Source organism: Mesorhizobium sp. M0140 (assembly GCF_040322475.1).
Taxonomy (GTDB): Bacteria; Pseudomonadota; Alphaproteobacteria; order Rhizobiales; family Rhizobiaceae; genus Mesorhizobium.
In genome coordinates this window covers 157,918-182,665 of the sequence record NZ_JAMYTM010000010.1, presented here as the reverse complement: position 1 = coordinate 182,665, position 24,748 = coordinate 157,918, and the positions used below count along the sequence as shown (strand labels likewise).

The 24,748-nt window shown below is 63.3% G+C and carries 26 protein-coding genes; 8 read left to right on the top strand and 18 right to left on the bottom strand.

What is annotated here, in order from left to right; translation table 11 throughout:
* Positions 1-126 precede the first annotated feature (126 nt).
* Complete coding sequence (locus NKJ37_RS13205; protein WP_056580352.1) at positions 127-633, top strand: OsmC family protein; 507 nt, start codon at positions 127-129, stop codon at positions 631-633.
* A gap of 3 nt (positions 634-636) precedes the next feature.
* On the opposite strand, the gene NKJ37_RS13200 is transcribed toward NKJ37_RS13205, so the two are convergent.
* The 16 genes from NKJ37_RS13200 to rpsF form a co-directional block, all read right to left on the bottom strand.
* Positions 637-858 (bottom strand): hypothetical protein, encoded by a 222-nt coding sequence (locus NKJ37_RS13200; protein ID WP_352773962.1) that lies wholly within the window; start codon positions 856-858, stop codon positions 637-639.
* 167 nt (positions 859-1,025) lie between these two features.
* A complete protein-coding gene (locus tag NKJ37_RS13195; protein WP_352722767.1) occupies positions 1,026-1,655 on the bottom strand; it encodes a hypothetical protein in 630 nt (209 codons plus the stop codon).
* Between the two features lie 134 nt (positions 1,656-1,789).
* Positions 1,790-2,530 (bottom strand): SDR family NAD(P)-dependent oxidoreductase, encoded by a 741-nt coding sequence (locus NKJ37_RS13190; protein WP_352442166.1) that lies wholly within the window; start codon positions 2,528-2,530, stop codon positions 1,790-1,792.
* Between the two features lie 44 nt (positions 2,531-2,574).
* Positions 2,575-4,044, bottom strand: a complete 1,470-nt coding sequence (purF, locus tag NKJ37_RS13185; protein WP_013532528.1) for an amidophosphoribosyltransferase — start codon at positions 4,042-4,044, stop codon at positions 2,575-2,577.
* 104 nt (positions 4,045-4,148) lie between these two features.
* Complete coding sequence (locus tag NKJ37_RS13180; RefSeq protein ID WP_352442167.1) at positions 4,149-4,808, bottom strand: CvpA family protein; 660 nt, start codon at positions 4,806-4,808, stop codon at positions 4,149-4,151.
* 63 nt (positions 4,809-4,871) lie between these two features.
* Entirely contained in the window at positions 4,872-6,275 is a 1,404-nt protein-coding gene (radA, locus tag NKJ37_RS13175; protein WP_023813748.1) for a DNA repair protein RadA, read from the bottom strand.
* A gap of 231 nt (positions 6,276-6,506) precedes the next feature.
* Positions 6,507-7,997 (bottom strand): replicative DNA helicase, encoded by a 1,491-nt coding sequence (locus NKJ37_RS13170; protein WP_127261333.1) that lies wholly within the window; start codon positions 7,995-7,997, stop codon positions 6,507-6,509.
* 226 nt (positions 7,998-8,223) lie between these two features.
* Positions 8,224-9,453, bottom strand: a complete 1,230-nt coding sequence (locus NKJ37_RS13165) for an RNA polymerase sigma factor (RefSeq protein WP_352773960.1) — start codon at positions 9,451-9,453, stop codon at positions 8,224-8,226.
* A complete protein-coding gene (locus tag NKJ37_RS13160; RefSeq protein WP_128303068.1) occupies positions 9,450-9,815 on the bottom strand; it encodes a YciI family protein in 366 nt (121 codons plus the stop codon). The genes NKJ37_RS13165 and NKJ37_RS13160 overlap by 4 nt, the downstream gene beginning before the upstream one ends.
* Before the next feature lie 40 nt (positions 9,816-9,855).
* Positions 9,856-10,569: a DUF1428 domain-containing protein gene (locus tag NKJ37_RS13155; RefSeq protein ID WP_352773959.1), complete on the bottom strand. Its 714-nt coding sequence runs from the start codon at positions 10,567-10,569 to the stop codon at positions 9,856-9,858.
* Positions 10,570-10,709: 140 nt separating this feature from the next.
* On the bottom strand, positions 10,710-11,681 hold the full coding sequence (locus tag NKJ37_RS13150; RefSeq protein ID WP_023813754.1) for a small ribosomal subunit Rsm22 family protein: 972 nt from the start codon (positions 11,679-11,681) through the stop codon (positions 10,710-10,712).
* Between the two features lies 1 nt (position 11,682).
* Complete coding sequence (locus tag NKJ37_RS13145; protein ID WP_023813755.1) at positions 11,683-12,006, bottom strand: YnfA family protein; 324 nt, start codon at positions 12,004-12,006, stop codon at positions 11,683-11,685.
* 67 nt (positions 12,007-12,073) lie between these two features.
* Positions 12,074-13,378, bottom strand: coding sequence for a cyclopropane fatty acid synthase (locus tag NKJ37_RS13140; RefSeq protein ID WP_023813756.1), 1,305 nt, complete (start codon positions 13,376-13,378; stop codon positions 12,074-12,076).
* Positions 13,379-13,679: 301 nt separating this feature from the next.
* On the bottom strand, positions 13,680-14,264 hold the full coding sequence (gene rplI / locus NKJ37_RS13135; RefSeq protein ID WP_127289263.1) for a 50S ribosomal protein L9: 585 nt from the start codon (positions 14,262-14,264) through the stop codon (positions 13,680-13,682).
* Positions 14,265-14,485: 221 nt separating this feature from the next.
* Positions 14,486-14,734: a 30S ribosomal protein S18 gene (rpsR, locus tag NKJ37_RS13130; RefSeq protein WP_006203718.1), complete on the bottom strand. Its 249-nt coding sequence runs from the start codon at positions 14,732-14,734 to the stop codon at positions 14,486-14,488.
* Positions 14,734-15,234, bottom strand: a complete 501-nt coding sequence (gene rpsF / locus NKJ37_RS13125) for a 30S ribosomal protein S6 (protein WP_013532520.1) — start codon at positions 15,232-15,234, stop codon at positions 14,734-14,736. Before rpsF ends, rpsR begins: the two co-directional genes overlap by 1 nt.
* A 453-nt stretch (positions 15,235-15,687) precedes the next feature.
* Between rpsF and NKJ37_RS13120 the strand changes: the two genes are divergently transcribed.
* Complete coding sequence (locus NKJ37_RS13120) at positions 15,688-17,346, top strand: pilus assembly protein TadG-related protein (RefSeq protein WP_352773957.1); 1,659 nt, start codon at positions 15,688-15,690, stop codon at positions 17,344-17,346.
* A 47-nt stretch (positions 17,347-17,393) separates the two neighbouring features.
* On the opposite strand, the gene NKJ37_RS13115 is transcribed toward NKJ37_RS13120, so the two are convergent.
* Positions 17,394-19,325, bottom strand: a complete 1,932-nt coding sequence (locus tag NKJ37_RS13115) for an LTA synthase family protein (protein ID WP_352773955.1) — start codon at positions 19,323-19,325, stop codon at positions 17,394-17,396.
* 277 nt (positions 19,326-19,602) lie between these two features.
* Here NKJ37_RS13115 and fabD point away from each other — a divergent pair, with 277 nt between their 5' ends.
* The 5 genes from fabD to fabF all read left to right on the top strand — a co-directional run bounded on the left by fabD (position 19,603) and on the right by fabF (position 23,351).
* Positions 19,603-20,544, top strand: coding sequence for an ACP S-malonyltransferase (gene fabD, locus NKJ37_RS13110; protein WP_352631896.1), 942 nt, complete (start codon positions 19,603-19,605; stop codon positions 20,542-20,544).
* 60 nt (positions 20,545-20,604) lie between these two features.
* On the top strand, positions 20,605-20,829 hold the full coding sequence (gene relB / locus NKJ37_RS13105; protein ID WP_352631894.1) for a type II toxin-antitoxin system RelB family antitoxin: 225 nt from the start codon (positions 20,605-20,607) through the stop codon (positions 20,827-20,829).
* 40 nt (positions 20,830-20,869) lie between these two features.
* Complete coding sequence (gene fabG, locus NKJ37_RS13100; RefSeq protein WP_023813762.1) at positions 20,870-21,607, top strand: 3-oxoacyl-[acyl-carrier-protein] reductase; 738 nt, start codon at positions 20,870-20,872, stop codon at positions 21,605-21,607.
* 210 nt (positions 21,608-21,817) lie between these two features.
* Positions 21,818-22,054: an acyl carrier protein gene (locus NKJ37_RS13095; protein ID WP_006203723.1), complete on the top strand. Its 237-nt coding sequence runs from the start codon at positions 21,818-21,820 to the stop codon at positions 22,052-22,054.
* Positions 22,055-22,088: 34 nt separating this feature from the next.
* The gene (fabF, locus tag NKJ37_RS13090; RefSeq protein ID WP_352609745.1) at positions 22,089-23,351 is read left to right on the top strand and encodes a beta-ketoacyl-ACP synthase II; all 1,263 of its coding nucleotides are present in this window, start codon (positions 22,089-22,091) and stop codon (positions 23,349-23,351) included.
* On the opposite strand, the gene NKJ37_RS13085 is transcribed toward fabF, so the two are convergent.
* Positions 23,339-23,611, bottom strand: a complete 273-nt coding sequence (locus NKJ37_RS13085) for a hypothetical protein (RefSeq protein ID WP_352442176.1) — start codon at positions 23,609-23,611, stop codon at positions 23,339-23,341. The two genes, fabF and NKJ37_RS13085, sit on opposite strands and share 13 nt — an antisense overlap.
* On the opposite strand from NKJ37_RS13085, the gene mltG reads away from it, so the two are divergent.
* The gene (mltG, locus tag NKJ37_RS13080) at positions 23,610-24,662 is read left to right on the top strand and encodes an endolytic transglycosylase MltG (protein WP_352442177.1); all 1,053 of its coding nucleotides are present in this window, start codon (positions 23,610-23,612) and stop codon (positions 24,660-24,662) included. The two genes, NKJ37_RS13085 and mltG, sit on opposite strands and share 2 nt — an antisense overlap.
* The last annotated feature ends 86 nt before the right edge of the window (positions 24,663-24,748 follow it).

The window sequence follows — 24,748 nt, the reverse complement described above, 5'->3', positions numbered from 1 at the left end:
TGGGATATCGGTGTTGGCGGCTGTCTCCTGTTGCGGAACGGCATTGCCTTCCCACGGTGATCGGCGCAAATCTCGACCGGACGGCGTATGCCGGTGACGCAAGCAGTCGACGAAAGGGGAAAGCGGATGGATGCGACCGAACTGAAGGCCATGCAGGCGCCGCTGAAGCAGGCCTATCGTGACGATGCTTCGCAGGCCCTGATCACGCTTCGCGCCAAGGGCTCGATCGACGACCAGTCGGTTGCCTGCAAGGTGGAGACGGGCAGGGCGCTCGCCATCGCCGGACTGCATCCGGCAACAGGCGGCTCAGGGCTTGAGCTCTGCTCGGGCGACATGCTGCTGGAGGCCTTGGTGGCTTGCGCCGGGGTGACGCTGAAGGCGGTGGCGACGGCGCTCGAGTTCAAGCTCGGTGCCGCCACGGTGGAAGCCGAAGGCGATCTCGATTTTCGCGGCACGCTCGGTGTCGCCAAGGATGCGCCGGTCGGCTTTCGCGCCATCCGGCTCAATTTCAACCTCGACACCAATGAGCCGCAGGAGCGGATAGACTCGCTGCTGAAGCTGACCGAGCGCTATTGCGTGGTATTCCAGACCATCAGTCAGAAGCCGGAGCTGACGGTGAGCGCGCGCCGCTGACGCTTACTGCGCTGACGGTTCTTCGGCGTCGCCCTCGTCAGTGAAGGGCAAGGCGCTCGGCACGCATTGCACCGACCAGCCGGCCGGTGTCGGCTGCTTCTGATATTCGGTGATGGCGGCGGTGCACTGTTCGCGTTTGTCGAAGGTGCTGGGCAGCACGACCATGCCGCCTTGCGGGCCGGCGATTACCAGATACCAGACCAACGCTGCTGCGGTCGTAGCCATGGGGATTTCCTCATTCTGCCAGTGGGCGCTTGTTGTGGGAGTCGCTGTGATCCTTACCAACTCCACGGAAATGACGAAAGCATGACGGCGGCGCAGCCTTCCATCGTCACATCACAGCCGCGTGATGTGACGGGGGTTTCGCAGCCCGATTTCGAAGCGAAATCGGCTCAGTTGGTGGCAAAACAATAGAACAAGCCGTCGCCCCCGGTGCCCCTGAGCGCCTCCTGGCTGCAGCCGCCGCGCGAAGCGTGCGAGGAATTCCAGGATTTGGCCGCTGCCGAATCGTCGAGGCCGGCGCGGTCATGATGGCCTATCATAGCGGCGCCTTCCGCCCCGCTCATCGTCCAGTCGCCGCAGGTCTGGTCGGCGATCTTGGTGCCGTCGGGCTTGGAGCCGGTCAGCACGTCGTGGCGGTTGGGCGTGTCGCCGCGGCCGTTGACCGCTTCGCCTTTCTCGTTGAGCGCTGTCTGCTTGGTGATGCCGTTGGCATCGCTGTGCAACGAGGCGACATCGTCGGCGATCTTGATGCCCTTTGCGTTTACCCATGGCCCCTTGCCGATGCGGTCGCGGGCGTCGGTGTCGCTGGTCGACAGATAGGCGGCCCAACTTTTGCCGGTGACGCCAGCGGCTTCCGCCAGCGACGCGCAATGCGCGTCGGCGCCTTTGAGGCCGCCGAGGTCGGCACCCTTGCCGGAACCGACACTGGTAACGAAGAAGCTCATCTTGGCATCTTGCGAGTAAGCGGCGCCCGCGGCTGCGATCAGGGTGGCGGCGGTGGCGAGAAGCAGTCTACGCATGTCGGTCCTCCGGTTGGTCTTCGACGGGTTACATCAGAAGAAACGTTGCCGGAGGCCTGTTTAATCCCTACGCATGTCGCCTAAAAGTGTGCAGCGGTTTTTGGGAACCGACATGCGTCAAAAAGGCTCTAGTTTTATTCCGGCTGGCGATAGGCGACGAAGCGATTGTGCTTGGCTTGGAAGATCAATCCGGTCTCTTTCAGCTCCGGGCTGGCCAGCGGCACGATGCGTTTGGCGATCTCGGCGGGGTGCGGCAACGTCTCGGGATCCTCGCCCGGCACTGCCTGGGCACGCATGGCGGTGCGGGTGGCGCCGGGGTCGGCGGCGTTGACCCGGAGCGGCAGGCTCTGCGTCTCATGCGCCCAGGAGCGCATCATCGTCTCCACCGCGGCCTTGGACGCCGCGTAGGGCGCCCAGAAGGCACGCGCCGAGTGCGCTGCGTTGGAAGATAGGATGATCGCTCGTCCAGCATCGGAGAGCCGCAGCAGAGGGTCGACCGAGCGGATCAGCCGCCAGGTCGAGGTGACGTTGATGGTCATCACCTTCTCGAAGGTTTTTGCTTCGACATGACCGATCGGCGAAATGACGCCGAGAACGCCGGCATTGGCGACGAGAATGTCGAGCTTGCCCCAGCGTTCGTGGATGGCGCCGCCCAGGCGGTCGATGCCGGCCATGTCGGCGAGGTCGAGCGGCACCAGTGTCGCCTGGCCGCCGGCCGTCTTGATCTGGTCGTCGAGCTCTTCCAGTCCGCCGACAGTGCGCGCCACCGCAATGACATGCGCGCCGGCGGCAGCCAATTCCTTGGCCATGAAATAGCCGATACCGCGCGAGGCGCCGGTGACGACCGCAACGCGGCCGGTAAGGTCGAGGGTCATGCGATGGATTCCGGGAGTTTGACTAACGCTGATGACGGTCCGGTCTACGTCCCGCTTGTCGCCAGCAGCGACAGCGTGCGCACATTGTCGTGGCCTTCGAAGTCGAGCAGGCGGGTTGGATACTGGCCGGTGAAGCAGGCATCGCAGAATTGCGGCTGGTCGTTGTCGCGGCTGGCTTCGCCGACGGCGCGGTAGAGCCCGTCAATGGTGAGGAAGCCGAGCGAATCGACGCGAATGAACTCGGCCATCTCCTCGATTGACATGCGCGATGCCAGGAGCTTCGATTTCTCCGGCGTGTCGACACCGTAGAAGCAGGAGGCGCGTGTCGGCGGTGAGGCGATGCGCATATGCACCTCCTTGGCGCCGGCGTCGCGCACCATCTGCACGATCTTCTGGCTGGTGGTGCCGCGCACGATACTGTCGTCGACCAGCACCACGCGCTTGCCCTCGATCATGCGGCGGTTGGCATTGTGCTTCAGCTTGACGCCCATGTGGCGGATCGAATCGCCCGGCTGGATAAAGGTGCGGCCGACATAATGATTGCGGATGATGCCGAGCTCGAAGGGAATGCCTGCGGCCTGGCTGAAGCCGATCGCCGCCGGCGTGCCCGAATCCGGCACCGGCACGACGATGTCCGCCTCGACCGGGCTTTCAACCGCCAGCTCGGCGCCGATGCGCTTGCGCACCTCATAGACGTTACGGCCTTCGACCGAGGAATCCGGCCGCGCGAAATAGACATATTCGAAGATGCAGAAGCGGGTCTTCTGCGGTTCGAAGGGGAACAGGCTTTCAATACCCTTGGACGTGACGACGACCATCTCGCCGGGCTTCAGGTCGCGAACGAAACGAGCGCCGATGATGTCGAGCGCGCAGGTTTCGGAGGCCAGGATCCAGGCGCCGTCGAGATCGCCGAGCACCAGCGGCCGGATGCCGAGCGGATCGCGGCAGCCGATCATCTTCTTGGCCGTCATCGCCACCAGCGAGAAGGCGCCCTCGACCTGCCGCACCGCATCGATGAAACGCGAGTTCAAATCGCGCTCCTTGCTGGTGGCGACAAGGTGCAAAAGCGTCTCGGTATCGGAGGTGGAGGAGAAGATCGCGCCTTGCTTCTGCAGCGCGCGCTGCACGGTCATGGCGTTGGTCAGATTGCCGTTGTGGGCGACGGCGAAGCCGCCATCGGCCAATTCTGCGAAAAAGGGCTGGATGTTGCGCATGCCGGCGCCGCCAGTCGTGGCGTAGCGGGTATGGCCAATGGCGCGGTTGCCTTGCAGGCTGTCGATGACGCGCTGCTTGGTGAAGGTGTCGCCGATCAGGCCGACATGGCGTTCGACATGGAACTGGCTGCCGTCATAAGAAACGATGCCTGCCGCTTCCTGGCCACGATGCTGCAGCGCATGCAGGCCCAGTGTGACGATGGCTGCCGCGTCCTGCCGGCCGAAAATGCCGAACACACCGCATTCGTCGTGGAAATGGTCGTCGGCCTCGGCGGAAAGCACGTCGTCTGCGTCTGCCATCTTAAGCTCCGCTAAAATCGCCATATAATGCGGGTTCGCGCCGAAAGCAACGCGGGCCGTGCGGTCGTTCACACCATCGTCAGATCCTGACGTCGTTTTCGGCGTCAGTTTGCCGGTGCCGTCGGTGCCGGAGCGTTGTTGGCCGGTGGTGTTGCGTCATTGTCGTCAGGCGCCGGCGTGTTGGCATCGTCGCCGCCCGCCGGAGCATCCGCCGCCGGTGCGTCCGGAGCAGCTGGTGTCTCGGCGGCCGGCTGATTCGGATTGAGCTTCTTGAGGATCGCGTTTTCCGGATCCTCGGGCAGCAGGCTTTCGAGCTTGGCGCCGATCTGTTCGAGCAGCGGCCGCGACTTGGCCTCCGTGACCCAGGCTGGTGCCTTGGCACCGGCCAGCCAGTTGAAGAACAGCAGGGCGACGGCAACGACCAGGATGCCGCGCGCGGCGCCGTAAAGGAAACCGAGCGTACGATCGAGTGCGCCGATCCTGGAATCGATGATCCAGTCGGCTAGCTTCATGGTGATGACCGAGACGACGATCAACGCGATGATGAAAACCACGCCGGCGGCCGCCGCCATGGCGACCTTTTCATTCTCGATGTAGGGCGCGAGGTAAGGCACAACCGGCTTGTAGAAGAAGAACGCCGCCGCTGCCGCCGCTGCCCAGGAGACGACGGACAGGACTTCGCGCGAGAAGCCGCGAACCATGGCGAGCATCGCCGAGACCAGAGTGAAGCCGACGAGAATTCCGTCAAGCAGCGTAATCGGCATGTCTTTCGCCCCACTCCATGAGCCGCATTATAGCGCGGAGCATCGGGTTCTGGGTCCGATGCTCTAATCTTCTTCGTCCACGCGGCTTCGGCGTGAGCCGGCTATGCGTGCCACGAGGTCGGCAAGCTCGGTCGGCTGGAAAGAACCGGCCCCGATCCCCCCGGCCAGTTCCCCGCTGCCCGAGGGCAGAACCGCGCTTCCAAAACCCAGCTTTTCGGCTTCCTTGAGGCGCTGTTGCGCATGCGCAACCGGCCTCACGGCGCCCGAAAGGCTGATTTCGCCGAAATAGACGCAATCGGCGGGAAGGGCAAGACCGGTGAGCGAGGAAACCAGGGCGGCCGCCACTGCCAGATCGGCCGCGGGCTCCGAAATCCGGTAGCCTCCGGCGACATTGAGATAGACATCGTGAGTGCCGAAGCGCACGCCGCAATGGGCTTCGAGAACCGCCAGGATCATCGACAGCCGGGCGCCGTCCCAGCCGACGACGGCGCGGCGCGGCGTGCCGAGCGAGGAGGGTGCGACCAGTGCCTGGATCTCGACCAGCACCGGCCTTGTCCCCTCCATGCCGGCGAAAACCGCCGCCCCCGGCGATTTGGCATGGCGTTCGCCAAGGAAAAGCTCGGACGGATTGGCGACCTCGCGCAGGCCCTTGTCCGACATTTCGAAGACGCCGATCTCGTCGGTCGGTCCAAAACGGTTCTTCACCGTGCGCAGGATGCGATAGTGATGGCCGCCTTCGCCTTCGAAGTAGAGCACGGCGTCGACCATGTGCTCGACGACGCGCGGCCCGGCGATCTGGCCTTCCTTGGTGACATGGCCGACCAGCACGATCGCCGCCCCTGTGGATTTCGCATAACGGATCATCGCCTGGGCGGCGGCGCGCACCTGTGTGACGGTCCCAGGCGCCGAATCGGCAAGGTCGGTCCACAGCGTCTGGATCGAATCCAGGATGACGAGATCAGGCCGCTTGCCGTCGGCGATCGTCGCCAGGATGTCCTCGACATTGGTCTCGGCGGCAAGTTCCACCGGAGAAGAGGCGACGCCAAGCCGCTGCGCCCGCAGCCTGATCTGCGCGACCGCCTCTTCGCCGGAAACATAGACGATGCGATGGCCTTTTGATGCCAGCGCCGCGGCCGCCTGGGTGAGCAGCGTCGACTTGCCGATGCCGGGGTCGCCGCCGACCAGCAACGCCGAGCCGCGCACGAAACCGCCGCCGGTGGCGCGGTCGAGTTCGCCAATGCCCGAGATGATGCGCGGCGCGTCCTCGATATCGCCGGACAGCGTGGTCAGCACCACCGCGCGGCCCTTGCGGGCATTGCGCGTGTTGGCTGGTCCCGAGCCGATGCCGCCGGACGTGCCTTCCTCGACCAGCGTGTTCCACTCGCCACAGGCATCGCATTTGCCGGCCCAGCGCTGATGCACCGATCCGCAACTCTGGCAGATGAATTGGACGCGTGACTTTGCCATTACGTCGCCGCAGGCTGAAAATTGGGAAAGCGGGGCGTTCCTTCACACCCCCCTCTGTCCTGCCGGACATCTCCCCCGCAAGGGGGGAGATTGGCAGTTTTGACTACAGCACCATCTCTGCCACGTCGGCGATTGGCGAAATCGGTAACGACATCCAATCTCCCCCCTTGCGGGGGAGATGTCCGGCAGGACAGAGGGGGGTGTGACAGAGCGCGACGGTAGGTCAAAAAGCTACTCGAACCTTTCCGGCAGATGATGCTCCTCGGCGAGGTCGGAGAAGCGGGTGAACTCGCCCTGGAAGGCAAGGCTGACGGTGCCGGTCGGGCCATGGCGCTGCTTGGCGATGATCACTTCGGCCTTGCCCTGGACCTCGATCATCTTCGTTTCCCAGGCGAGGTGCTCGGGCGTGCCTTTCTCCGGTTCCTTGTTCTTGATGTAATATTCCTCGCGGTACACGAACAGCACGACGTCGGCGTCCTGCTCGATCGAGCCCGATTCGCGCAGATCGGACAGCTGCGGATGCTTGTCGTCGCGGCTTTCGACCTGACGCGAGAGCTGTGAGAGGGCGATGATCGGCACGCCCAACTCTTTGCCGAGTGCCTTCAGTCCGGTGGTGATCTCGGTGATTTCCTGGACGCGGTTCTGCGACGCCTTGGCGGACGAACCCTGCATCAGCTGGATATAGTCGATGACCATCAGGTCCAGCCCGCGCTGCCGCTTGAGGCGGCGGGCGCGCGCCGCGAGCTGGGCGATCGAGATACCACCCGTCTGGTCGATGTAGAGCGGGCGCTTGTGGTTCTCCTGCGTGTAGGCGACAAGCTTGCCGAAATCGGCTTCCGTCAAATCGCCGCGCCGGATTTTCGACGATGGAATCTCGGTCTGCTCGGAGATGATGCGGGTGGCCAGCTGCTCCGACGACATTTCGAGCGAGAAGAAGCCGACGACGCCGCCATTGGCCGCCTTGACCGAACCGTCGGCCTGCTGGGCAGGCTCATAGGCGGCCGCGATGTTGTAGGCGATGTTGGTGGCCAGCGACGTCTTGCCCATGCCTGGGCGGCCGGCGATGATGATCAAATCGGATGGCTGCAGGCCGCCCATGCGGTGGTCGAGATCGCGCAGGCCGGTGGCAATGCCGGATAGGTGACCGTCGCGCATGTAAGCCGCACTGGCCATGTCGACGGCGTTCTTCAACGCATCGGAAAAACTCTCGAAGCCGCCATCGTAGCGGCCGTTTTCGGCCAGCTCGAACAGGCGGCGTTCGGCGTCCTCGATCTGTTCGCCGGGCGCCATGTCGACCGGCGCGTCATAGGCGATGTTGACCATGTCCTCGCCGACGGTGATCAGCGCGCGGCGCGTCGCAAGGTCATAGATGGCGCGGCCATAGTCGGTGGCGTTGACGACGGTAACGGCCTCCACCGCCAGCCGCACGACATATTGCGCCATCGTCATGTCGCCGACTTTCTCGTCGGCCGGCAGGAAGGTTTTTAGCGTTATCGGCGTCGCGACCTTGCCCATGCGGATGAACTCGGACGCCACCTCAAAGATCTTGCGGTGCAGCGGCTCGTAGAAATGGCTGGCCTTGAGGAAGTCCGAGACGCGGTAGAAGGCATCGTTGTTGACCAGGATCGCGCCGAGCAGCGCCTGCTCGGCCTCGATGTTGTTTGGCGCTTCACGATAAAGCGGTGTTTCCGCGACGCCGAATTTTCGCGCTGCTTCTGCCATGATGTCCCCGATTTCGATCCCGGCTTCTCGATATCAGAACGTGACAAGTCCATGCTGACTTATCTGCACCAGTGCCTGTCCAATCAGCTTTGATACCCGCGATTCACAGCCGAGTTTTTTCGGTGGAAAGAATCACAATTGACTCGAATCGAAAGAACGAACGTAGCGCATCTACAGGGAGAACAAAACAGGAAAACAAGAATGGTGCCCTGTGCAGCCATCCCGCTCAAAGCTGACCGAGTCGCCCCTCGATGAACCGGCGTTCCGCCGGTTGCCGGGTCAACTCGATCGCCCGCCGGTAGGAGGTCCTTGCCGCTTCGGTCAAGCCAAGCCTGCGCTGCATGTCTGCTCGCGCCGCGTGCGCCAGATGGTAGCCGTCCAGCCCGCCTTGTCCCATGGCCGCCTCGATTGCCGCCAGTCCGGCCTGCGGGCCGTCGCGCATGCCTATGGCCGCGGCGCGGTTGAGTGCCACGACCGGCGAGGGGTCGACGCGGCCGAGCACATCGTAAAGCGCGACGATTTGTACCCAGTCGGTCTCCGCCGTGCCTGCCGCCTCGGCGTGGACGGAAGCAATGGCCGCCTGCAGGATGTAAGGTCCGATGCGGCGCGAGGCGATCGCCCGACCGATCAGGCCGTCGGCCTCGGCGATCAGCGAACGGTCCCACAGCGTGCGGTCCTGATCCTCTAGCAGGACAAGGTCGCCGCTGGCGTCGACCCGCGTCGCGCGCCGCGCCTCGTGCAGCAGCATCAGGGCCAGCAGCCCTTGCGCCTCCGGCTGGTCGAGCAGTTCGACCATCAGCCGGCCGAGCCGGATCGCCTCGGCGCACAGATCGGCCCGCGTCAGGTTCGGCCCCTCGGTTGCCGCGTAACCCTCATTGAAGATCAGGTAGATCACCTGCAGCGCACTCTCGAGACGCGCCGGCAGGTCGTCGCGGTCCGGCACTTCGTAAGGGATGGCCTCGTCGCGGATCTTCGCCTTGGCCCGCACGATGCGTTGCGCAATGGTCGGTGCCGGCGTCAGATAGGCGCGGGCGGTCTCTTCGGTGGTCAAACCACCCACTTCGCGCAGGGTCAGGGCGATGCGTGCATCCGGCGCCAGCGCCGGATGGCAGCAGACGAAGATGAGCCGCAATTCATCGTCCTGGATGTCTTCCGGCATGGCCGGCTCCGGTGTCGGCTCGGCCAGAGCCGTGAGCTCGGGCAGAGCCCCGGCCAGCCGCGCTTCCCGGCGCCAGCGGTCGATGGTCCTGAAGCGGCCGGCCGAGACCAGCCAGGAATAGGGATTGGCCGGCACACCCTGGCGCGGCCATTGTTCGGCGGCAGCAGTGAAGGCCTCATGCAAGGCCTCCTCCGCCGCGTCGAAACCGCCGAGCAGGCGGATCAAGGTCGCCAGCACGCGCCGCGCCTCGGTGCGGTAGGCCGCCTCCAGGGCGTCGCGCGGGCCGGCGGTGCTCACAGGACCGGCGGCGGCTGGCTGAAGTCGACGACCGGACGGACTTCGATAAAGCCGATCGTTGCCAGCGGATGGCCGCTCGCCACCCGCACCGCTTCATTGAGATCACGGGCTTCGATGACGATGATGCCGCCCAGGATTTCCTTGGTCTCCATGAACGGGCCGTCGACCGAAGACATCTTGCCGTCGCGGACCTGCACGGTCATCGCCTCTTCCGGCAACACCAGGGCCTCGGCGGTTACGAAGTGGCCGCTGGCCCTGAGCACCTCGTCATATCCGGCGCATTCGGCCAGCACGGCGTTGGCTTGCGGGCTGCCGCCGAACAGCGTCTTGGGGTGGTAGTAGATGAGACAGGCATAACGCATGGTGGGTTTCCTTTTCCAGGATTGTCTAGGGTTCTTGGGATCAGGCGTCGAGGATCGGTGCGAAGCCGCCGTGGACCCGGCGCTGGTTGTCGTAGGGCATGGTGTCGGCATACATGCGCGGATCGGCAATCACCTTCTTCCAGGCGTCGTCACGCACCTGCTTCGACGGCCATTCGACCCAGGCATAGACGACAACCTCATCGCCCGTCGCTTTCACGGCGCTGCGGTAATCGGTGATCTCGCCGTCGGGAACATCGTCGCCCCACGCCTCGACGACGCGGGTTGCGCCATGTTCCTTGATCACCGCGGCCTGCTTCGCCGCCACGGCAAGGTAGGCTTGCTTGTTGGCGGCCGGCACCGGCACCAGCGAGCCATCGATATAGCCGGTCTTGCCGGTCGTGTTCAGGTCGATGAACGGCGTGAAACCGCCGATGATCATGCGCTTGCCGTCAAAGGGCATGGACGCGCCGATCTCCGCCATGCGCGGGTCGCTCATCATCGTCTGATAGGCAGCGTCCGCCGCCGCCTTGTCCGCGTATTCGTGCCACGAAAAGGTGATGACCTCATCCGGCTTTGCCTTCACGGCTCCCTTGAAGTCGGTGATCTTGCCGCCGGGCACGTCGTCGCCCCATCCCTCGACCATCCGGGTGGTGCCGAACCCCTTCAGCACCGATGCCGCCTTGGCGACATGCTTGCGATAGGCTTCCTTGTTGGCGGCGGGCACCGCGGCGACAAATCCTGCGATATAGCTCATTGCGTCTCTCCTGTTGGCTGATGCCGTTTGACACTCTTGGCGTCTCGAAAGATCCGAGAACGCCAATGGTCGAACGGCACGGCCTGGATTCGACATCGCTCCGAATTTTTCTTCGGAGCGGTTCGAAACGCCACTGCCGCCTATTCGGAACCCAGCCTGTCGCCCCAGTCCAGCCGCCGGGCGAGCTTGAAGTCGGCGCCGTCGCGCTTGGTGAACAAGCGCTCGGCGGCGGTACCGTCGTCCTGGCAAAGCTTGAGCAGAACCTTGCCGGAGCCGGATTTCGGCGGCGCAAGAACCCGCGCCTGGTGCGAAGTGGGCCGTTCTCGGGAAGCCGCGACATAGATGAACTTCTCGTCTTCCCACGGCACGTCGGCATCCTTGGCCAGCCGATGCAGGCGCGAGCGGGCGACGCGGCGGGAAAAATGGCACCAGTCGGGCTGGATCAGCGGGCAGGGCGCCTGATGCGCGCAAGGCGCTAGCACATGCGCGCCCGCCTCGATCAACTGCCGGCGCACGGCAAGGATGCGCTGCCAGCCGGCAGGGGTGCCCGGCTCGACCACAAGCAGCGTGTCGGCGGTGAGTTGCCAGAGGCGGTCGATGAGCTTCGGCAGTGATGCGGGAGCGATTTCATCGAGCACATAGGCGCAAGTGACCAGATCGGCCGACTTGAGGTCGGCAAGGTCGATGGTGGCATCACCCGCCAGCCACCTCGTCTGGGCGGCAATCGCACCGGCGGCAAGTGTCTCGCCGACCTTGCGTACCGCCGCACTGGCTTCGAACAACACAGCCTGTTCGAGATCGGGCCACAGCTCAGTCGTGGCCCAAAGCGCAGTACCAGGACCTGCGCCGACATCGAGCAGGCTCTTGGGTTGGAAGGCGGGCTTGGCATCGCTCAGCGCATCGAGACTGGTGCGGATCGCGGCATAGGTCGCCGGCAGCCGCGTCGCCAGATAGGCTTTCACCGCCAGATCCTCGGCCATGTGCAGACGGCCGTCGCGCAATTCGGCACGATAACGGTCGGACAGCGTTTTTGCCGCTTGTTTGAGTACAGCCAGCGGAACGTTTTCGAGCAAGCGCTCGACACCTTGGCGAAGGGATGCCGGCAACTCCATCTCACGCGCCCCGCGGGACGAGAAGGATCACGGAAGCGCCGGCAATGCAGAGCGCCGCGCCGGCAAAATCCCAGCGGTCGGGGCGCACGTCCTCCACCAGCCACAGCCAGCCAAGCGATGCCGCAATGTAGATGCCGCCATAGGCGGCGTAGGCGCGACCGGCGGCTGACGTGTCGACCAGCGCCAGCAGGAGGCCGAACAGGGCAAGCGAGCCGAGGCCGGGAAGAAGCCAAAGCGGCGACTTATCCAGCCGCCACCAGGCCCAGAACGAAAAGCAGCCGGCGATCTCGGCCAGAGCGGCGGCGGCATAGAGGACGTAGGTCATGAAAAAGGTCCCGCGACGGTCACGGGACCTTTTTCAGTGCAGGCGCCGGCAATGGCAAGCGGCAATGCTATTCCTGGTCCGCAACCTTGCGGCGACGAGCCGGCTTGGCGGTCGGACTCTTTTTGACGGGAGCCGTTTCACGATGCCCCATATCGCGCATCTCGAGCGCCTTTTCGCATTTGGCCATGTAGTCGCGCGACATCGGCAGCGTATCGTTCTTCTTGGTGATCTGGATCTGGAAGATGACCAGGTCCTGCCAGCGGAAGGCGGCTTCCGAGGCCGCCAGATAGAATTCCCACATGCGGCAGAAGCGCTCGTCATAGATCGCCTTGGCCTTGTCGCGGTTGGCAGCGAAGCGCTCGCCCCAGTGCTTCAGCGTATCGGCATAGTGGAGCCGCAGGATCTCGACGTCGGTGACGACCAGGCCCGACTTTTCGATCGCCGGCATGACTTCCGAGAGCGAAGGGATATAGCCGCCCGGGAAGATGTATTTGCGGATGAATGCGCTGGTCGCCCACGGCACGCCGGAACGACCGATCGTGTGCAACAGCATCACGCCATCGGGCTTGAGCAGCGTCGCGCTCTTGTCGAAGAACGTACGGTAGTGGTTGACGCCGACATGCTCGAACATGCCGACCGAGACGATGCGATCGAAACGCTCGTTGAGTTCGCGGTAGTCCTTGAGCTCGAAATGCACGCGGCTTTCCAGCCCTTGCGCGTGCGCCCGGTCGGTGGCGACGCCATGCTGCTCGGTCGACAGCGTCACGCCCTGCACGTCGACGTCGAACGCTTTGGCGAGGTAGAGGCCAAGCCCGCCCCAGCCGGAGCCGATGTCGAGCACCGTCTGGCCGGCTTTCAGCCGGAGCTTGGCGGCGATGTGGCGCTTCTTGGCGGCCTGCGCTTCGTCCAGCGTCATGTCCGGCTGCTCGAAATAGGCGCAGGAATACTGCATGTCCTGGTCAAGGAAGAGCCGGTAGAGGTCGCCCGACAAATCGTAGTGGCGCTGCACGTTGCGGCGCGAGCGCGAGGCGGTGTTGATCTGCTGCAGGCGGCGGAAGGCGTGGCGCAGCCCTTCGATGGCCTTCGACCAGGTGGCGTCGATGCCGCCGCTGCCCATATTCTGGAAGGCGATGCGCATCACGCCCAGCACGCCGCCTTCGAGGATGTCGAGTTCGCCGTCCATGTAGGACTCTGGCACTGCCAGCATCGGATCGAAGGTGATGGCGCGCTCGGCATGCGCCGTCTTGATATGCATGTGCACCGGTTCGCCGCTGCCGTCGCCGAAAATCACAGCCGAGCCCTTGGGGCCGGTCACCTTGAGATTGCCGGTGCGCACCAGGCGGTCGAGAACGCGCTTCAACAGAATATTCATGACCAAATGTCCCCTCTCGGCCAGACAGGCTGCCTTGGCGCGTGACCGCGAAAATCGGTATCGATTTCGCCGGGGGTCTTGCGCCGAACCAAAGTTGCACAGCGTGCTTTGCGCGGCCAAAGGACGCGCTACGCCATAGTCTGCAACAATATATAGGGGTTCGAAAAGTTCCATTTGGCACAAAAATGCCCGGGCGAGAGACCCGGGCATTGGTCCAGCATGGCTGGATGACGGCAAAGTGATCGGAGCTTGGCTTTAAGTCGTGATCAGCCCATGGCTCCAATCGTCTTGCGAAGTGTGATCAGGCGTTGTCTTCGCCGCCCTCGAACTCGGTGTTCGGATCGAAGAAGTTCTCCGGCCGGGCGTTGTCGTTGATGTCGTCGCCATAGATGGCTTCGGCAGTGGTCAGTGTCTCGCCCTTGGCCTGGCGCTCGGCTTCGTCGGCCGTGCGGGCGATGTTGAGCGTGACGGTGACCTCGACTTCCGGATGCAGCGCGATCGCCACATTGGTGACACCGATGGTCTTGATCGGCTGGTTGAGCAGGATCTGGTTGCGGTTGATCGAGAAACCTTCCGCCGTCAGCAGATCGGCGATGTCGCGGGTCGAAACGGAACCGTAAAGCTGCCCGGTTTCGCCGGCGGAGCGGACGGCGATGAAGCTCTTGCCGTCGAGCTTTTCGGCGATCTGGGCCGCTTCCGACTTGCGCTCGAGGTTACGGGCTTCGAGTTGGGCGCGCTGGCCTTCGAACTTCTTCTTGTTGGCTTCGTTGGCGCGCAGCGCCTTGCCCTGCGGCAGCAGGAAGTTACGGGCAAAGCCGTCCTTGACCTTGACGGTGTCGCCCATCTGGCCGAGGCGGGAAACGCGTTCGAGAAGAATGACGTCCATGGTTTTGTTCCTTCGGTTGGGCGCCAATCAATCGATGAGATCGACGCCGAATGTCTCTGGAACAGGTCAGGAAGCTTGAGCGCCCGGGGGCGCTGGTGTCGCTGTCCTGCCTGTCGCGGCAGTTAGAGGTTTTTGACCTCAACCCGGGATTTGATGTCCAACCCTGCGGCGCCCGTCGCCGTGGGAGAGGAGCGGGCGGCGAGCCGCCCGCATTGACGCTATTAGCGAACCACGTAGGGCAGCAGGCCGAGGAAGCGGGCGCGCTTGATTGCCTTGGCGAGTTCGCGCTGCTTCTTCTGGCTGACGGCGGTGATGCGCGACGGCACGATCTTGCCGCGCTCGGAAATGTAGCGCTGCAGGAGACGCACGTCCTTGTAGTCGATCTTGGGCGCGTTGGCGCCTGAGAACGGGCAGGTCTTGCGGCGGCGATGGAACGGGCGCCGGGTCGGGATCTGATTGATGTCGACCATTATTCTGCACCCCCTTCAAAGCCTTCGCGCGGACGGCGCGGACCACGATCGGCACCGGCGTCGCCGAACGAGCGCGGCGGACGATCGCCACGGTCGCCGCGATCACGGTCGCCGAACGAGCGCGGGCCACGATCGCCACGGTCGCGGTCGCCGAAGCCGCCGCGTTCCGAGCGCTCTTCGCGCTTCTGCATCATGGCCGACGGGCCTTCCTCATGCGCCTCGACCTTGATGGTCAGGAAGCGCAGCACGTCTTCGGACAGGCCCATCTGGCGCTCCATCTCGTTGAGCGCGGCCGCTGGGCAATTCAGGTCCATCAGCGTGTAGTAAGCCTTCCGGTTCTTGTTGACCCGGTAGGTGAGGGACTTCAGTCCCCAATTCTCGACCCGGCCGACGGACCCGCCATTCGCGGAGATGACACCCTTGTACTGTTCGACAAGAGCATCGACCTGCTGCTGCGAGAGGTCCTGCCGGGCAAGAAACACATGTTCGTAAAGAGCCATTATGTCTTATGCCTTTCTTCGTTTCTCTCCCGGTTCCCGGCGGCAAAAGCCTCTGCAACTTCTCTGACCCGCAAACCCTCGAAGGGGCAGGGGGAAGAAAGGAGCATAACGAGACGGTCGAGAGCGGAGACACGGGAGGCGGAAGCACTTCCGGCTTCACACGAAGGTTCTAAAAAACCTCCGGCCCTCCGTTCAGCCCCCAGCAAGGACCGGCAGATTGCGGGCGTCTATATAGCAATCCGACCGTAAAGCAAGGGCAAGCGGCATTCCCGTGTGTCCCACGTGACGATCGGGGAGCAGCAACGGCGGAAGTTGTGGTTTCCGGGAACCACGTCTTAACCACACTAGAAGGTTGTGTGGAGTTGAAGCCCAGCCGTCAACGGTCGATTCATCATGGAAGGCGCAAAAGCCCGGACGACCGCACAAAAGCGGCAAGCATTTCCGGGGGTAAGGATGCTTCTCGACAAATTCTGGCGCTCGAAGAGCGGCAATTTCACGCTTGTGCTGGCACTGGGTTTGCCGGTCATCCTGACAGCAGTCGCTTTCGCAACCGATGTCTCGACCCTTATGCGGGCCAAGAGCAATTTGCAGAACGCTCTCGATTCGGCAAACCTTGCTTCCTCGCACCTTGGCGATCTCGACATCACCCGCAATGACGCTTTCAACCGCTATTTCCAAGCCAACATCGTCGGTCATGGCGAGCTCGGCAATGCGCAGGCGACGTTGACTGTCGACAAGGGCGTCAACTTCGTCAAGACAAAGGCGGTTGCCTCGGCGGACGTCAATCTCAACTTCGCCTTCCTGTTCGGCGACAGCAAGCGCATCGTCGTCGATGCCTCGGCGGTCGAATCGAACAACCAGCTCGAAGTCGTGCTGGTGCTGGACAACACCGGCTCGATGGCCGGCGCGCGCATGACGGCGTTGAGGACGGCGACAAAATCGTTGCTCGACACGCTCGAAGCGGCGAAATCGCCGACGCGCAAGGTCCGCGCCTCGCTGGTTCCTTTCGTAACGGCTGTCAACGTCAATGGCGACGGCTTCGATCCGTCCTGGATCGACATGGACGGCAAGTCCTCGACCAACGGCGTCAATTTTCCCGTCATCGACGGCAAGCGGCCGAACCACATGGCGCTTTTCAAACAGCTCAAGAAGACCGGATGGACCGATGCCGGATGGAATGGCACCGGATGGAAGGGTTGTGTCGAGGCGCGGCCAGGCGCTTACAATATCTCCGACACGCCACCCGACACGGCCAAGCCCGACACGCTGTTCGTGCCGTACTTTGCGCCGGATGATCCCGAAGACGCCCAAAAGCCGTCTGGCTCCTATGGCAATTCGGACAAATACTACAACAACTCCTACCTCAACGATGTCAGCGACAAAACCAGGCTTGCCCAGTCGGGCATCAACATTCTGGGCATCGATCTCAGCAACCTGCTCGGCAACCTCATCGACCTTTTGTCGCCCGATGACAGGGCTGCCAGGGAAAAGATCGCCAAATATGTTGCGCCCGCCAAGGAACTCATCACCGAGACCGGCTCTCCCATCACTATCGGTCCGAACCGTGCGTGTCCGACTCCGGTGGTCCCCCTGACCGACGATTTCGACAAGCTGCGCAAGGCGGCTAGTCGGATGACCGAGTGGAACGGTTCGGGCACAAATGTCTCCGAGGGCCTGTCATGGGGTATGCGGGTGCTGTCGCCCGCCGCGCCCTACACTGATGGAGCGCCGTGGAAGACGCCCGGCATCAGCAAGATCGTGCTGTTGCTCACCGACGGTGAGAACGTCGTCTATGGCGCCAGCCAACAGCCGACGAAGTCGGACTACACATCCTATGGCTATCTGGCCGGCGGTCGTTTCGGATCGGATAACCAGACGACGGCGGCACGCAACGTCGATGGCTGGACCAAAAGCGTCTGCACCCAATTGAAGGACCAGGGCGTACAGATCTACACCATGGTGCTGCAGTCCGACACCGCAGCCAACCGTGCGCTTTACAGCGCCTGCGCCTCTGATCCGAGCGGCTATTACGCAGTCAACGATCCGACCAAATTGCCGGACGTCTTCCAGCAGATTGCCAACAAGTTCTCGAAGCTGCAATTGACGAACTGAACGCGCGATCCGAGACGGACCAGCCGGCTCTGAGGGAATCGCCGGTCTCAACTCGTATGGGCGGCGACAATCTTGTCGACCGTTTCGGGAAAGAAGTCGGGCGCCGCGTGGCGTTTGCCGAACATCATATCGTACTGCAGCAGGCGGAAATCGCGGATCGCCGGGTCGATCTCCTTCTGCCGCGCCCAATCGGGCGTGGCCTCGCCAGCCGGCGTCAGCAGCAAATTGCGGTCGACGACACGGTAGCGTTCGCTCATCTCGCCCAGGAAGCCGGTGTAGTAGGGATGGCTGATGCCGGCCGTCTTCAGGATATGATAAGGCAGGAAGGCTGGGCTGACGGCACCCATGTGCTCAGCCGGTCCGGTGCGGTTCGACCAGATGACCAGCGGCGTCTCGTGGTGTTCGAGGGCGGCCTCGGGCGACGCTTCCTTGCGCGGTGCGACATTGTCCTTCAGGAAGCCGGTTTCGACATAGACCGGCCCCAGCGGCGGCAGATGGTCGCCGAAGAAGGCGATCACGGTGGGGCGGGAGCGTTTCTTCGCCCATTCGACGAGGCGTTCAAGACCGCGATCGGCGTCGGCTGAGCCCTCGGCATAGCTGAGCAGCGATTCGCGCGCCCACTGGCTGATCGGCGCCTGCACCGTATGCGTCGGATTGTAGTAGCGGTTCGGCTCGTAGGGGCCGTGATTTTGCAGGCTGACGGCAAAGAAGAACACCGGCTCGTCGCTTGCGTCGGCCTCGCTGATGATCTCGTCGGTCATCGCCGCATCCGATGCCAGCGGCCCGCGCTTTTGCATGGGTGGCAGCGTCTCTTCCGACTTGAAGTCGTTGAAGCCGAAATCAGCGTAGACCGCGCCCCGGTTCCAGAACCAGTTGGTGCCGGGATGGATGGCGCGCGCCCGGTAACCCTGTCTCTTGAGGAAGGTTGCGAGCGAAGGCGTCGGCGTGCGCACATATTGCTGATAGGGGATGCTGCCGGCCGGCAGGAACGCATTGGAGAAGCCGGTCAGCGCCTCGAACTCGATGTTGGCGGTCATGCCGCCGAATTCCGGCGAGAACATCGAACCCGAGCGCAGCGCGCGCACGTTGGGGATCGGATCGGGCGTGATGGTGACGCCGGGCAGCTTGGTCGGATCCCAGAAGGATTCGCTCATGACGATGATGATATCGGGCTTCTCGGCCGGCACCGAGGCGGTCACATTAGGCCTGGCTATCGCTGCGATCGCCTTGTCGGAATAGCCCGGCGGCGCCGAGACATGCGCCATCGGCACATTGAGCGCAAAAGCCAGCGCAAAGCCGTTGGAGGCATAGTTCTCCTTCTGGTCCCACATGATCGGGATGATCTGCAGCCGGTCCCTGGTCCAGGAGAAGGTGGCGTAGTCCATGATCGAAACGAAAAAGGCGAGCAGCGGCACGGCCAGCGTCAGCCGGGCAAGGCGGCCCTTGCGGCTGAGTGCGGGAACCTTGCGGCGCCACAGCCGCCAGCCATAGACGAGCAGCGACAGGCCGGCAACGATACCGGCGACCATGGCGAGCGCGGTCATCGGACGGTCGCGCACCAAAAGCGGCAGCAGCGCGAAGATCTGGCGGGCATAGAGGAAATCGGTCGGATAGAGCGGATCGCCGAGATAATGCGACTTCTGGTGACCGACGAAGGCAAGCGACAAGGTCAGCGGCGCGACGATCATCAGGCTCTGGTGGCTGCGGCCGAGCACCGCATCGAGACCGATCAGGATCAGCGCGAACACGACAATGGTGGTCCAGCCCGGCTTGAGCGGCTGCAGGAAGAAGGAGACCGTGCCGGCAAAATCGCCGCGCACGATCAGTTCGATCGCAAACACCAGGACGGCCGCGATCGCCAGGCTGACAAGCCCATAGCGCACGACCGGCCATCTCCTGCCCGGCAGATAGCCGGTGGAGGGGTCGTCTTCCAGGAACTGTGGCGCGGGCTTGCCGGCGCGTTTGTAACTCTTTGCCACTTAAACTTCCCCACCCAGCGACAAACACGTCACTCGATTGTCATGGAATTGTCACGCAAAGCTAGCGCCTGTGGCCAAAATAAGAAGAGCCAGCAAACGAATCGTGAGCGGTTTTCATCAGGAGTGATCGCCAAAAAGCCTTTCGGAACAGGCACTCGGCGGATGAGGCGGCCGTCGGGCAGGGTCGAACCGGGCTTGACTTGGCGCCCCGCCATGCCTCACAGGCAAGAAAAACTCGTCTATCAGGCAAGCAAAACCAGCCCTTGGGAGCCCTCGCATGGCCGTCGCATTCACCTTTCCCGGACAAGGCAGCCAGGCGGTCGGCATGGGCAAGGATCTCGCCGACGCCTTCCCCGAAGCGCGCAGGGTCTTCCAGGAAGTCGACGACGCACTTGGTGAGAACTTGTCGAAGCTGATCTGGGAAGGGCCGGAAGAGGCGTTGACGCTGACCGCAAACGCGCAGCCGGCACTGATGGCGGTGTCCCTGGCCGTGGTCCGGGCGCTGGAATCGCGCGGCTTCTCGCTGAAAGGCAAGGTCACCTATGTCGCCGGTCATTCGCTGGGCGAATATTCGGCGTTGGCCGCTGCTGGCTTCGTTTCGGTTGCCGATGCCGCCCGGTTGCTGCGCATACGCGGCAATGCCATGCAGGCGGCGGTGCCGGCCGGCGAGGGCGCCATGGCGGCGATCATCGGATTGGAACAGGCCGATGTCGAAGCAGCCTGCACCGAGGCATCCAAAGGGTCGGTCTGTCAGATCGCCAACGACAATGGCGGCGGTCAGCTGGTTATTTCCGGAACCAAGGCTGCGGTCGAACTGGCGGCGAAACTGTGCACGGAAAAGGGCGCCAAGCGAGCGCTGATGCTGCAGGTTTCCGCGCCTTTCCACTCCGCGCTGATGGCGCCCGCGGCCGACGTCATGCGGGAAGCCCTGGCCGGCGTGACAAAGAATTCGCCGGTGGTTCCCGTCCTATCCAATGTCACGGTTAGCCCGACCAGCGATCCGGACGAGATCGCCCGCCGCCTGGTCGAACAGATAACCGGCCGCGTGCGTTGGCGCGAGACGGTGGAGTGGTTCGGCGCGAACGGCATCACCACGCTTTACGAAATCGGCGCCGGCAAGGTGCTTTCAGGATTGGCGCGGCGCATCAACCGCGACATTGCCACCGCGTCGGTCGGCTCCGCGGCTGAGGTCGAGGCAGTGCTGGTGGCGCTTCGTTGAGCTGCGCAACTTGAATTCACCGGCGCATGACCACATACATGCATCGCAACGAGGTGCGGCATGCCCACATCGATCCGTCTTTCTTCTGAAGTCGAGCGACGGTTGGATTCGCTTTCGGCCGAAACCGGTCGCAGCAAGGCTTACTATCTGCGCGAATTCATTGAGCGGGGCCTTGAGGATGTAGAGGATTACTACCTTGCCGCCGAGGTGCTCGGGCGGATCAGGAGCGGCGAAGAAGGCATTCTGAGAGCCGAAGACTTCTGGAACGGCGACGTCTACAGATAGCCAATTCGCGGGCTGTCCGATTTGAAAGAGGATTAAACACATGTTCGAATTGACTGGCCGCAAGGCGCTCGTCACCGGCGCATCGGGAGGCATCGGTGAGGCGATCGCCAGGATGCTGCATGCGCAGGGCGCGATCGTCGGCCTGCATGGCACCCGCGTCGAGAAACTGGAAGCGCTGGCTAGCGAGCTTGGCGACCGGGTCAAGCTGTTCCCGGCCAACCTGTCGAACCGTGACGAGGTCAAGGCGCTCGGCCAGAAAGCCGAGGCCGATCTCGAAGGCGTCGACATCCTGGTCAACAATGCCGGCATCACCAAGGACGGGCTGTTCGTGCGCATGTCGGATGCCGACTGGGACACCGTGCTCGAAGTCAACCTGACCGCCGTGTTCAGGCTGACCCGCGAACTCACCCATCCGATGATGCGCCGCCGCCATGGCCGCATCATCAACATCACCTCGGTGGTCGGCGTCACCGGCAATCCCGGCCAGACCAATTATTGCGCCTCAAAGGCCGGCATGATCGGCTTTTCCAAATCGCTGGCACAGGAGATCGCCACCCGCAACATCACCGTCAACTGCGTCGCCCCGGGCTTCATCGAATCGGCGATGACCGACAAGCTCAACGACAAGCAGAAAGAGGCGATCATGGCGGCGATCCCCACGCGGCGCATGGGCACCAGCGTTGAAGTCGCGTCCGCCGTCGCTTATCTCGCCTCCAACGAAGCCGCCTACGTCACCGGCCAGACCATCCACGTGAATGGCGGCATGGCGATGATCTAACGAGGTTCGGCAGCAACGCCGGCGGGTTGTGAAAAGAGACCATTTCGGCTTGGACCTCAGCTATTTTTCGTGTAATGCGGCCCGCAACCCGGCGGTTCGGGCAAAAACCGGTCCGTAGTCGTTGCGTTTCCGGCAGGACCATCTTTCAGCTTGATTAGCGGCATTCTGCCCGCTAACGAAGACAGACAAACAAAAGACGAGGATGCCCAAATGAGTGACACCGCAGAGCGCGTCAAGAAGATCGTCATCGAGCACCTTGGCGTCGATGCCGACAAAGTGACGGAGCAGGCGAGCTTCATCGATGATCTGGGCGCCGACAGCCTCGACACGGTCGAACTCGTCATGGCGTTCGAAGAAGAATTCGGCGTCGAGATTCCCGACGATGCGGCTGAGACCATCCTGACCGTTGGCGATGCCGTGAAGTACATCGACAAGGCTTCGGCCTGACGCTTTCCGCAGTCATCACCGGGGAGGACCTGCGATGAGGCGTGTCGTCGTCACGGGCCTTGGGTTGCTGTCGCCGTTCGGCATGGGCTTCGAGCACAGCTGGAAGGAACTTCTGACCGGCCGCAGCGCTGCCAAGCGCATCACTGAGTTCGAGGTGGAGGATCTTGCCTGCAAGATCGCCCACGTCATTCCGCGTGGTGACGGCAGCAATGCCACCTTCAATCCGGAGGCCGTGCTCGAGCCGAAGGAACTGCGCAAGATCGGCGACTTCATCCTGTATGGGATTGCCGCCGCCGACGAGGCGCTGAAGGATTCCGGCTGGGAACCCAAGACGCATGAAGAGCGGTGTGCCACCGGCGTCCTGATCGGCTCCGGCATCGGCGGCATCGAGGGCATCGCCGAGAACGCGACGATCCTCAAGGAGCGCGGCCCGCGCCGCATCAGCCCTTTCTTCATCCCGGGCCAGATCATCAATCTCGTCTCCGGGCAGGTTTCGATCCGGCACGGGCTGAAAGGCCCGAACCATGCCGTCGTCACGGCCTGTTCGACCGGCGCGCACGCTATTGGCGATGCTGCCCGGTTGATCATGTGGGGCGATGCCGACGTGATGGTCGCCGGTGGCGCCGAAGCGCCGGTGACGCGGCTGTCGATCGCCGGCTTTGCCGCATGCCGGGCACTGTCGACGGAACGCAATGATTCGCCGCAAATGGCGTCGCGACCCTATGATCGGGACCGCGACGGCTTCGTCATGGGCGAGGGCGCCGGCGTTGTCGTGCTCGAGGAGCTCGAACATGCCAGGGCGCGCGGCGCCAAGATCTATGCCGAGGTGACGGGTTATGGTCTCACCGGCGATGCGCATCACATCACCGCGCCCGCCGAGGATGGCGATGGCGCCTTCCGTTGCATGACGGCGGCACTGAACCGGGCCAAGTTGACGCCGGCCGATGTCGACTACATCAACGCGCACGGCACCTCGACCATGGCCGACACGATTGAGCTCGGTGCCGTCGAGCGGCTTGTCGGCAATGCCGCATCGAAGATTTCGATGTCGTCAACCAAGTCGTCGATCGGCCATCTGCTTGGAGCGGCGGGTGCCGCCGAAGCGATCTTCTCTATCCTTGCCATCAGAGACAATGTCGCGCCGCCGACCATCAATCTCGATAACCCGGAACGCGAAACCGCGATCGATCTGGTGCCGAACAAGCCGCGTGCCCGCCAGATCGACGTGGCGCTGTCCAATTCCTTCGGCTTTGGCGGGACCAACGCGTCGCTGGTCTTCCAGCGCTACAATGGCTGATCGTCCGGCTGCCGGGCGGCGCTTTGGCGTGCCGTCAATTTTGCCATATTCGCCCCTACTCTGCCGCTGGGGATTCGTTGGGCGATCAAACGGTAGGGCGAAATGAACACAAATCCGGCAGGCAACGGAGAATTCGGGCAACGGCCGCCGACATCCGGCCCGATCGTGCCGAAAACGGCCAGCGAGGCGTTGCGGCCAGAGGCTGGCACGCCACCGCCGAAGCGCTCGCGTGCGTCACGCAGCCAGGTCGTCGTGTTCATGAACTTCGTCATCTCCTCGGTGATGCTGGTGGTTCTGGCGGCCGGCGTCGCGGTCTATTTCGGCAAGCAGGAATTCACCGAACCCGGACCTTCGGCTAATGGCGACACCTTCCTGGTCAAGCCGAACACCGGCGTCCAGGATATCGCCGACCAGCTCGAACGCCGCGGACTGATCAGCGACGCCCGGGTATTCCGTCTTGGCGTGCGGGCCTTCGGCAATGATTCCGCGCTGAAAGCCGGCGAGTACGAGATCAAGCCCAGGGCTTCCATGCGCGATATCATGGAGCTTTTGAAGAGCGGCAAGTCGGTGATGTATTCGCTGACCATTCCTGAGGGACTGACGGTCGACCAGGCATTGCAGCGCATCGCCGAGGAGACTGCGTTGAGCGGCGACATGCCGGCAACCACGCCGCCGGAGGGCAGCCTCGCCACCGACACGCTGCGCTTCACGCGCGGCGCGACACGCCAGCAGATGGTCGACAAGCTGCTGGCGGATCAGAAGAAGCTGGTCGACGATGTCTGGGAGCGGCGCGCGCCTGACCTGCCGCTGGCCAACGTCGAGGAGTTCGTCACGCTGGCCTCGATCGTCGAGAAGGAGACGGGCAAGGGTGACGAGCGTTCGCGAGTTGCCGCCGTCTTCCTGAACCGGCTTGCCAAGGGCATGCGCCTGCAATCCGATCCAACCATCATCTATGGGCTGTTCGGCGGCAAGGGAAAGCCGGCGGACCGGCCGATCTACCAGTCGGACATCCAGAAACAGACTCCCTACAACACCTATGTGATCAATGGCTTGCCGCCGACGCCGATTGCCAATCCGGGTCGTGCAGCGCTGGAGGCGGTGGCCAATCCGTCGAAAACCGCCGACCTCTATTTCGTTGCCGACGGCACCGGCGGGCACGTCTTTGCCGCGACGCTGGACGAGCACAACGAGAATGTCGCCCGCTATCGCGCGTTGCTGAAGAAGCAGGCCGATGATGCCGCCAAAGCCGCCAAGACGACTGGCACCGGCGACAGCGATGCCAGCGGCGGTGACGCGGGCGCTGCCCAGTAAATGAAGAAAGGCGTTGCCCGACAGGCAACGCCCTGACATTTGGAAGAGCGCCGCGCGTCCGATTTCGACGCGCCTGCGGCGCAGTC

What these genes read in the sequence shown, in the direction of transcription:
- NKJ37_RS13155 (WP_352773959.1), bottom strand. Translation starts at nt 10,569, where the DNA reads ATGAGCTATATCGCAGGATTTGTCGCCGCGGTGCCCGCCGCCAACAAG.
- NKJ37_RS13205 (WP_056580352.1), top strand. Translation starts at nt 127, where the DNA reads ATGGATGCGACCGAACTGAAGGCCATGCAGGCGCCGCTGAAGCAGGCC.
- NKJ37_RS13190 (WP_352442166.1), bottom strand. Translation starts at nt 2,530, where the DNA reads ATGACCCTCGACCTTACCGGCCGCGTTGCGGTCGTCACCGGCGCCTCG.
- NKJ37_RS13095 (WP_006203723.1), top strand. Translation starts at nt 21,818, where the DNA reads ATGAGTGACACCGCAGAGCGCGTCAAGAAGATCGTCATCGAGCACCTT.
- NKJ37_RS13180 (WP_352442167.1), bottom strand. Translation starts at nt 4,808, where the DNA reads ATGCCGATTACGCTGCTTGACGGAATTCTCGTCGGCTTCACTCTGGTC.
- NKJ37_RS13140 (WP_023813756.1), bottom strand. Translation starts at nt 13,378, where the DNA reads ATGAATATTCTGTTGAAGCGCGTTCTCGACCGCCTGGTGCGCACCGGC.
- rplI (WP_127289263.1), bottom strand. Translation starts at nt 14,264, where the DNA reads ATGGACGTCATTCTTCTCGAACGCGTTTCCCGCCTCGGCCAGATGGGC.
- purF (WP_013532528.1), bottom strand. Translation starts at nt 4,044, where the DNA reads ATGGCAGACGCAGACGACGTGCTTTCCGCCGAGGCCGACGACCATTTC.
- NKJ37_RS13200 (WP_352773962.1), bottom strand. Translation starts at nt 858, where the DNA reads ATGGCTACGACCGCAGCAGCGTTGGTCTGGTATCTGGTAATCGCCGGC.
- NKJ37_RS13160 (WP_128303068.1), bottom strand. Translation starts at nt 9,815, where the DNA reads ATGCGTTATGCCTGTCTCATCTACTACCACCCCAAGACGCTGTTCGGC.
- NKJ37_RS13145 (WP_023813755.1), bottom strand. Translation starts at nt 12,006, where the DNA reads ATGACCTACGTCCTCTATGCCGCCGCCGCTCTGGCCGAGATCGCCGGC.
- rpsF (WP_013532520.1), bottom strand. Translation starts at nt 15,234, where the DNA reads ATGGCTCTTTACGAACATGTGTTTCTTGCCCGGCAGGACCTCTCGCAG.
- fabG (WP_023813762.1), top strand. Translation starts at nt 20,870, where the DNA reads ATGTTCGAATTGACTGGCCGCAAGGCGCTCGTCACCGGCGCATCGGGA.
- rpsR (WP_006203718.1), bottom strand. Translation starts at nt 14,734, where the DNA reads ATGGTCGACATCAATCAGATCCCGACCCGGCGCCCGTTCCATCGCCGC.
- radA (WP_023813748.1), bottom strand. Translation starts at nt 6,275, where the DNA reads ATGGCAAAGTCACGCGTCCAATTCATCTGCCAGAGTTGCGGATCGGTG.
- NKJ37_RS13170 (WP_127261333.1), bottom strand. Translation starts at nt 7,997, where the DNA reads ATGGCAGAAGCAGCGCGAAAATTCGGCGTCGCGGAAACACCGCTTTAT.
- fabF (WP_352609745.1), top strand. Translation starts at nt 22,089, where the DNA reads ATGAGGCGTGTCGTCGTCACGGGCCTTGGGTTGCTGTCGCCGTTCGGC.
- NKJ37_RS13120 (WP_352773957.1), top strand. Translation starts at nt 15,688, where the DNA reads ATGCTTCTCGACAAATTCTGGCGCTCGAAGAGCGGCAATTTCACGCTT.
- fabD (WP_352631896.1), top strand. Translation starts at nt 19,603, where the DNA reads ATGGCCGTCGCATTCACCTTTCCCGGACAAGGCAGCCAGGCGGTCGGC.
- relB (WP_352631894.1), top strand. Translation starts at nt 20,605, where the DNA reads ATGCCCACATCGATCCGTCTTTCTTCTGAAGTCGAGCGACGGTTGGAT.
- mltG (WP_352442177.1), top strand. Translation starts at nt 23,610, where the DNA reads ATGAACTTCGTCATCTCCTCGGTGATGCTGGTGGTTCTGGCGGCCGGC.
- NKJ37_RS13085 (WP_352442176.1), bottom strand. Translation starts at nt 23,611, where the DNA reads ATGAACACGACGACCTGGCTGCGTGACGCACGCGAGCGCTTCGGCGGT.
- NKJ37_RS13195 (WP_352722767.1), bottom strand. Translation starts at nt 1,655, where the DNA reads ATGCGTAGACTGCTTCTCGCCACCGCCGCCACCCTGATCGCAGCCGCG.
- NKJ37_RS13150 (WP_023813754.1), bottom strand. Translation starts at nt 11,681, where the DNA reads ATGGAGTTGCCGGCATCCCTTCGCCAAGGTGTCGAGCGCTTGCTCGAA.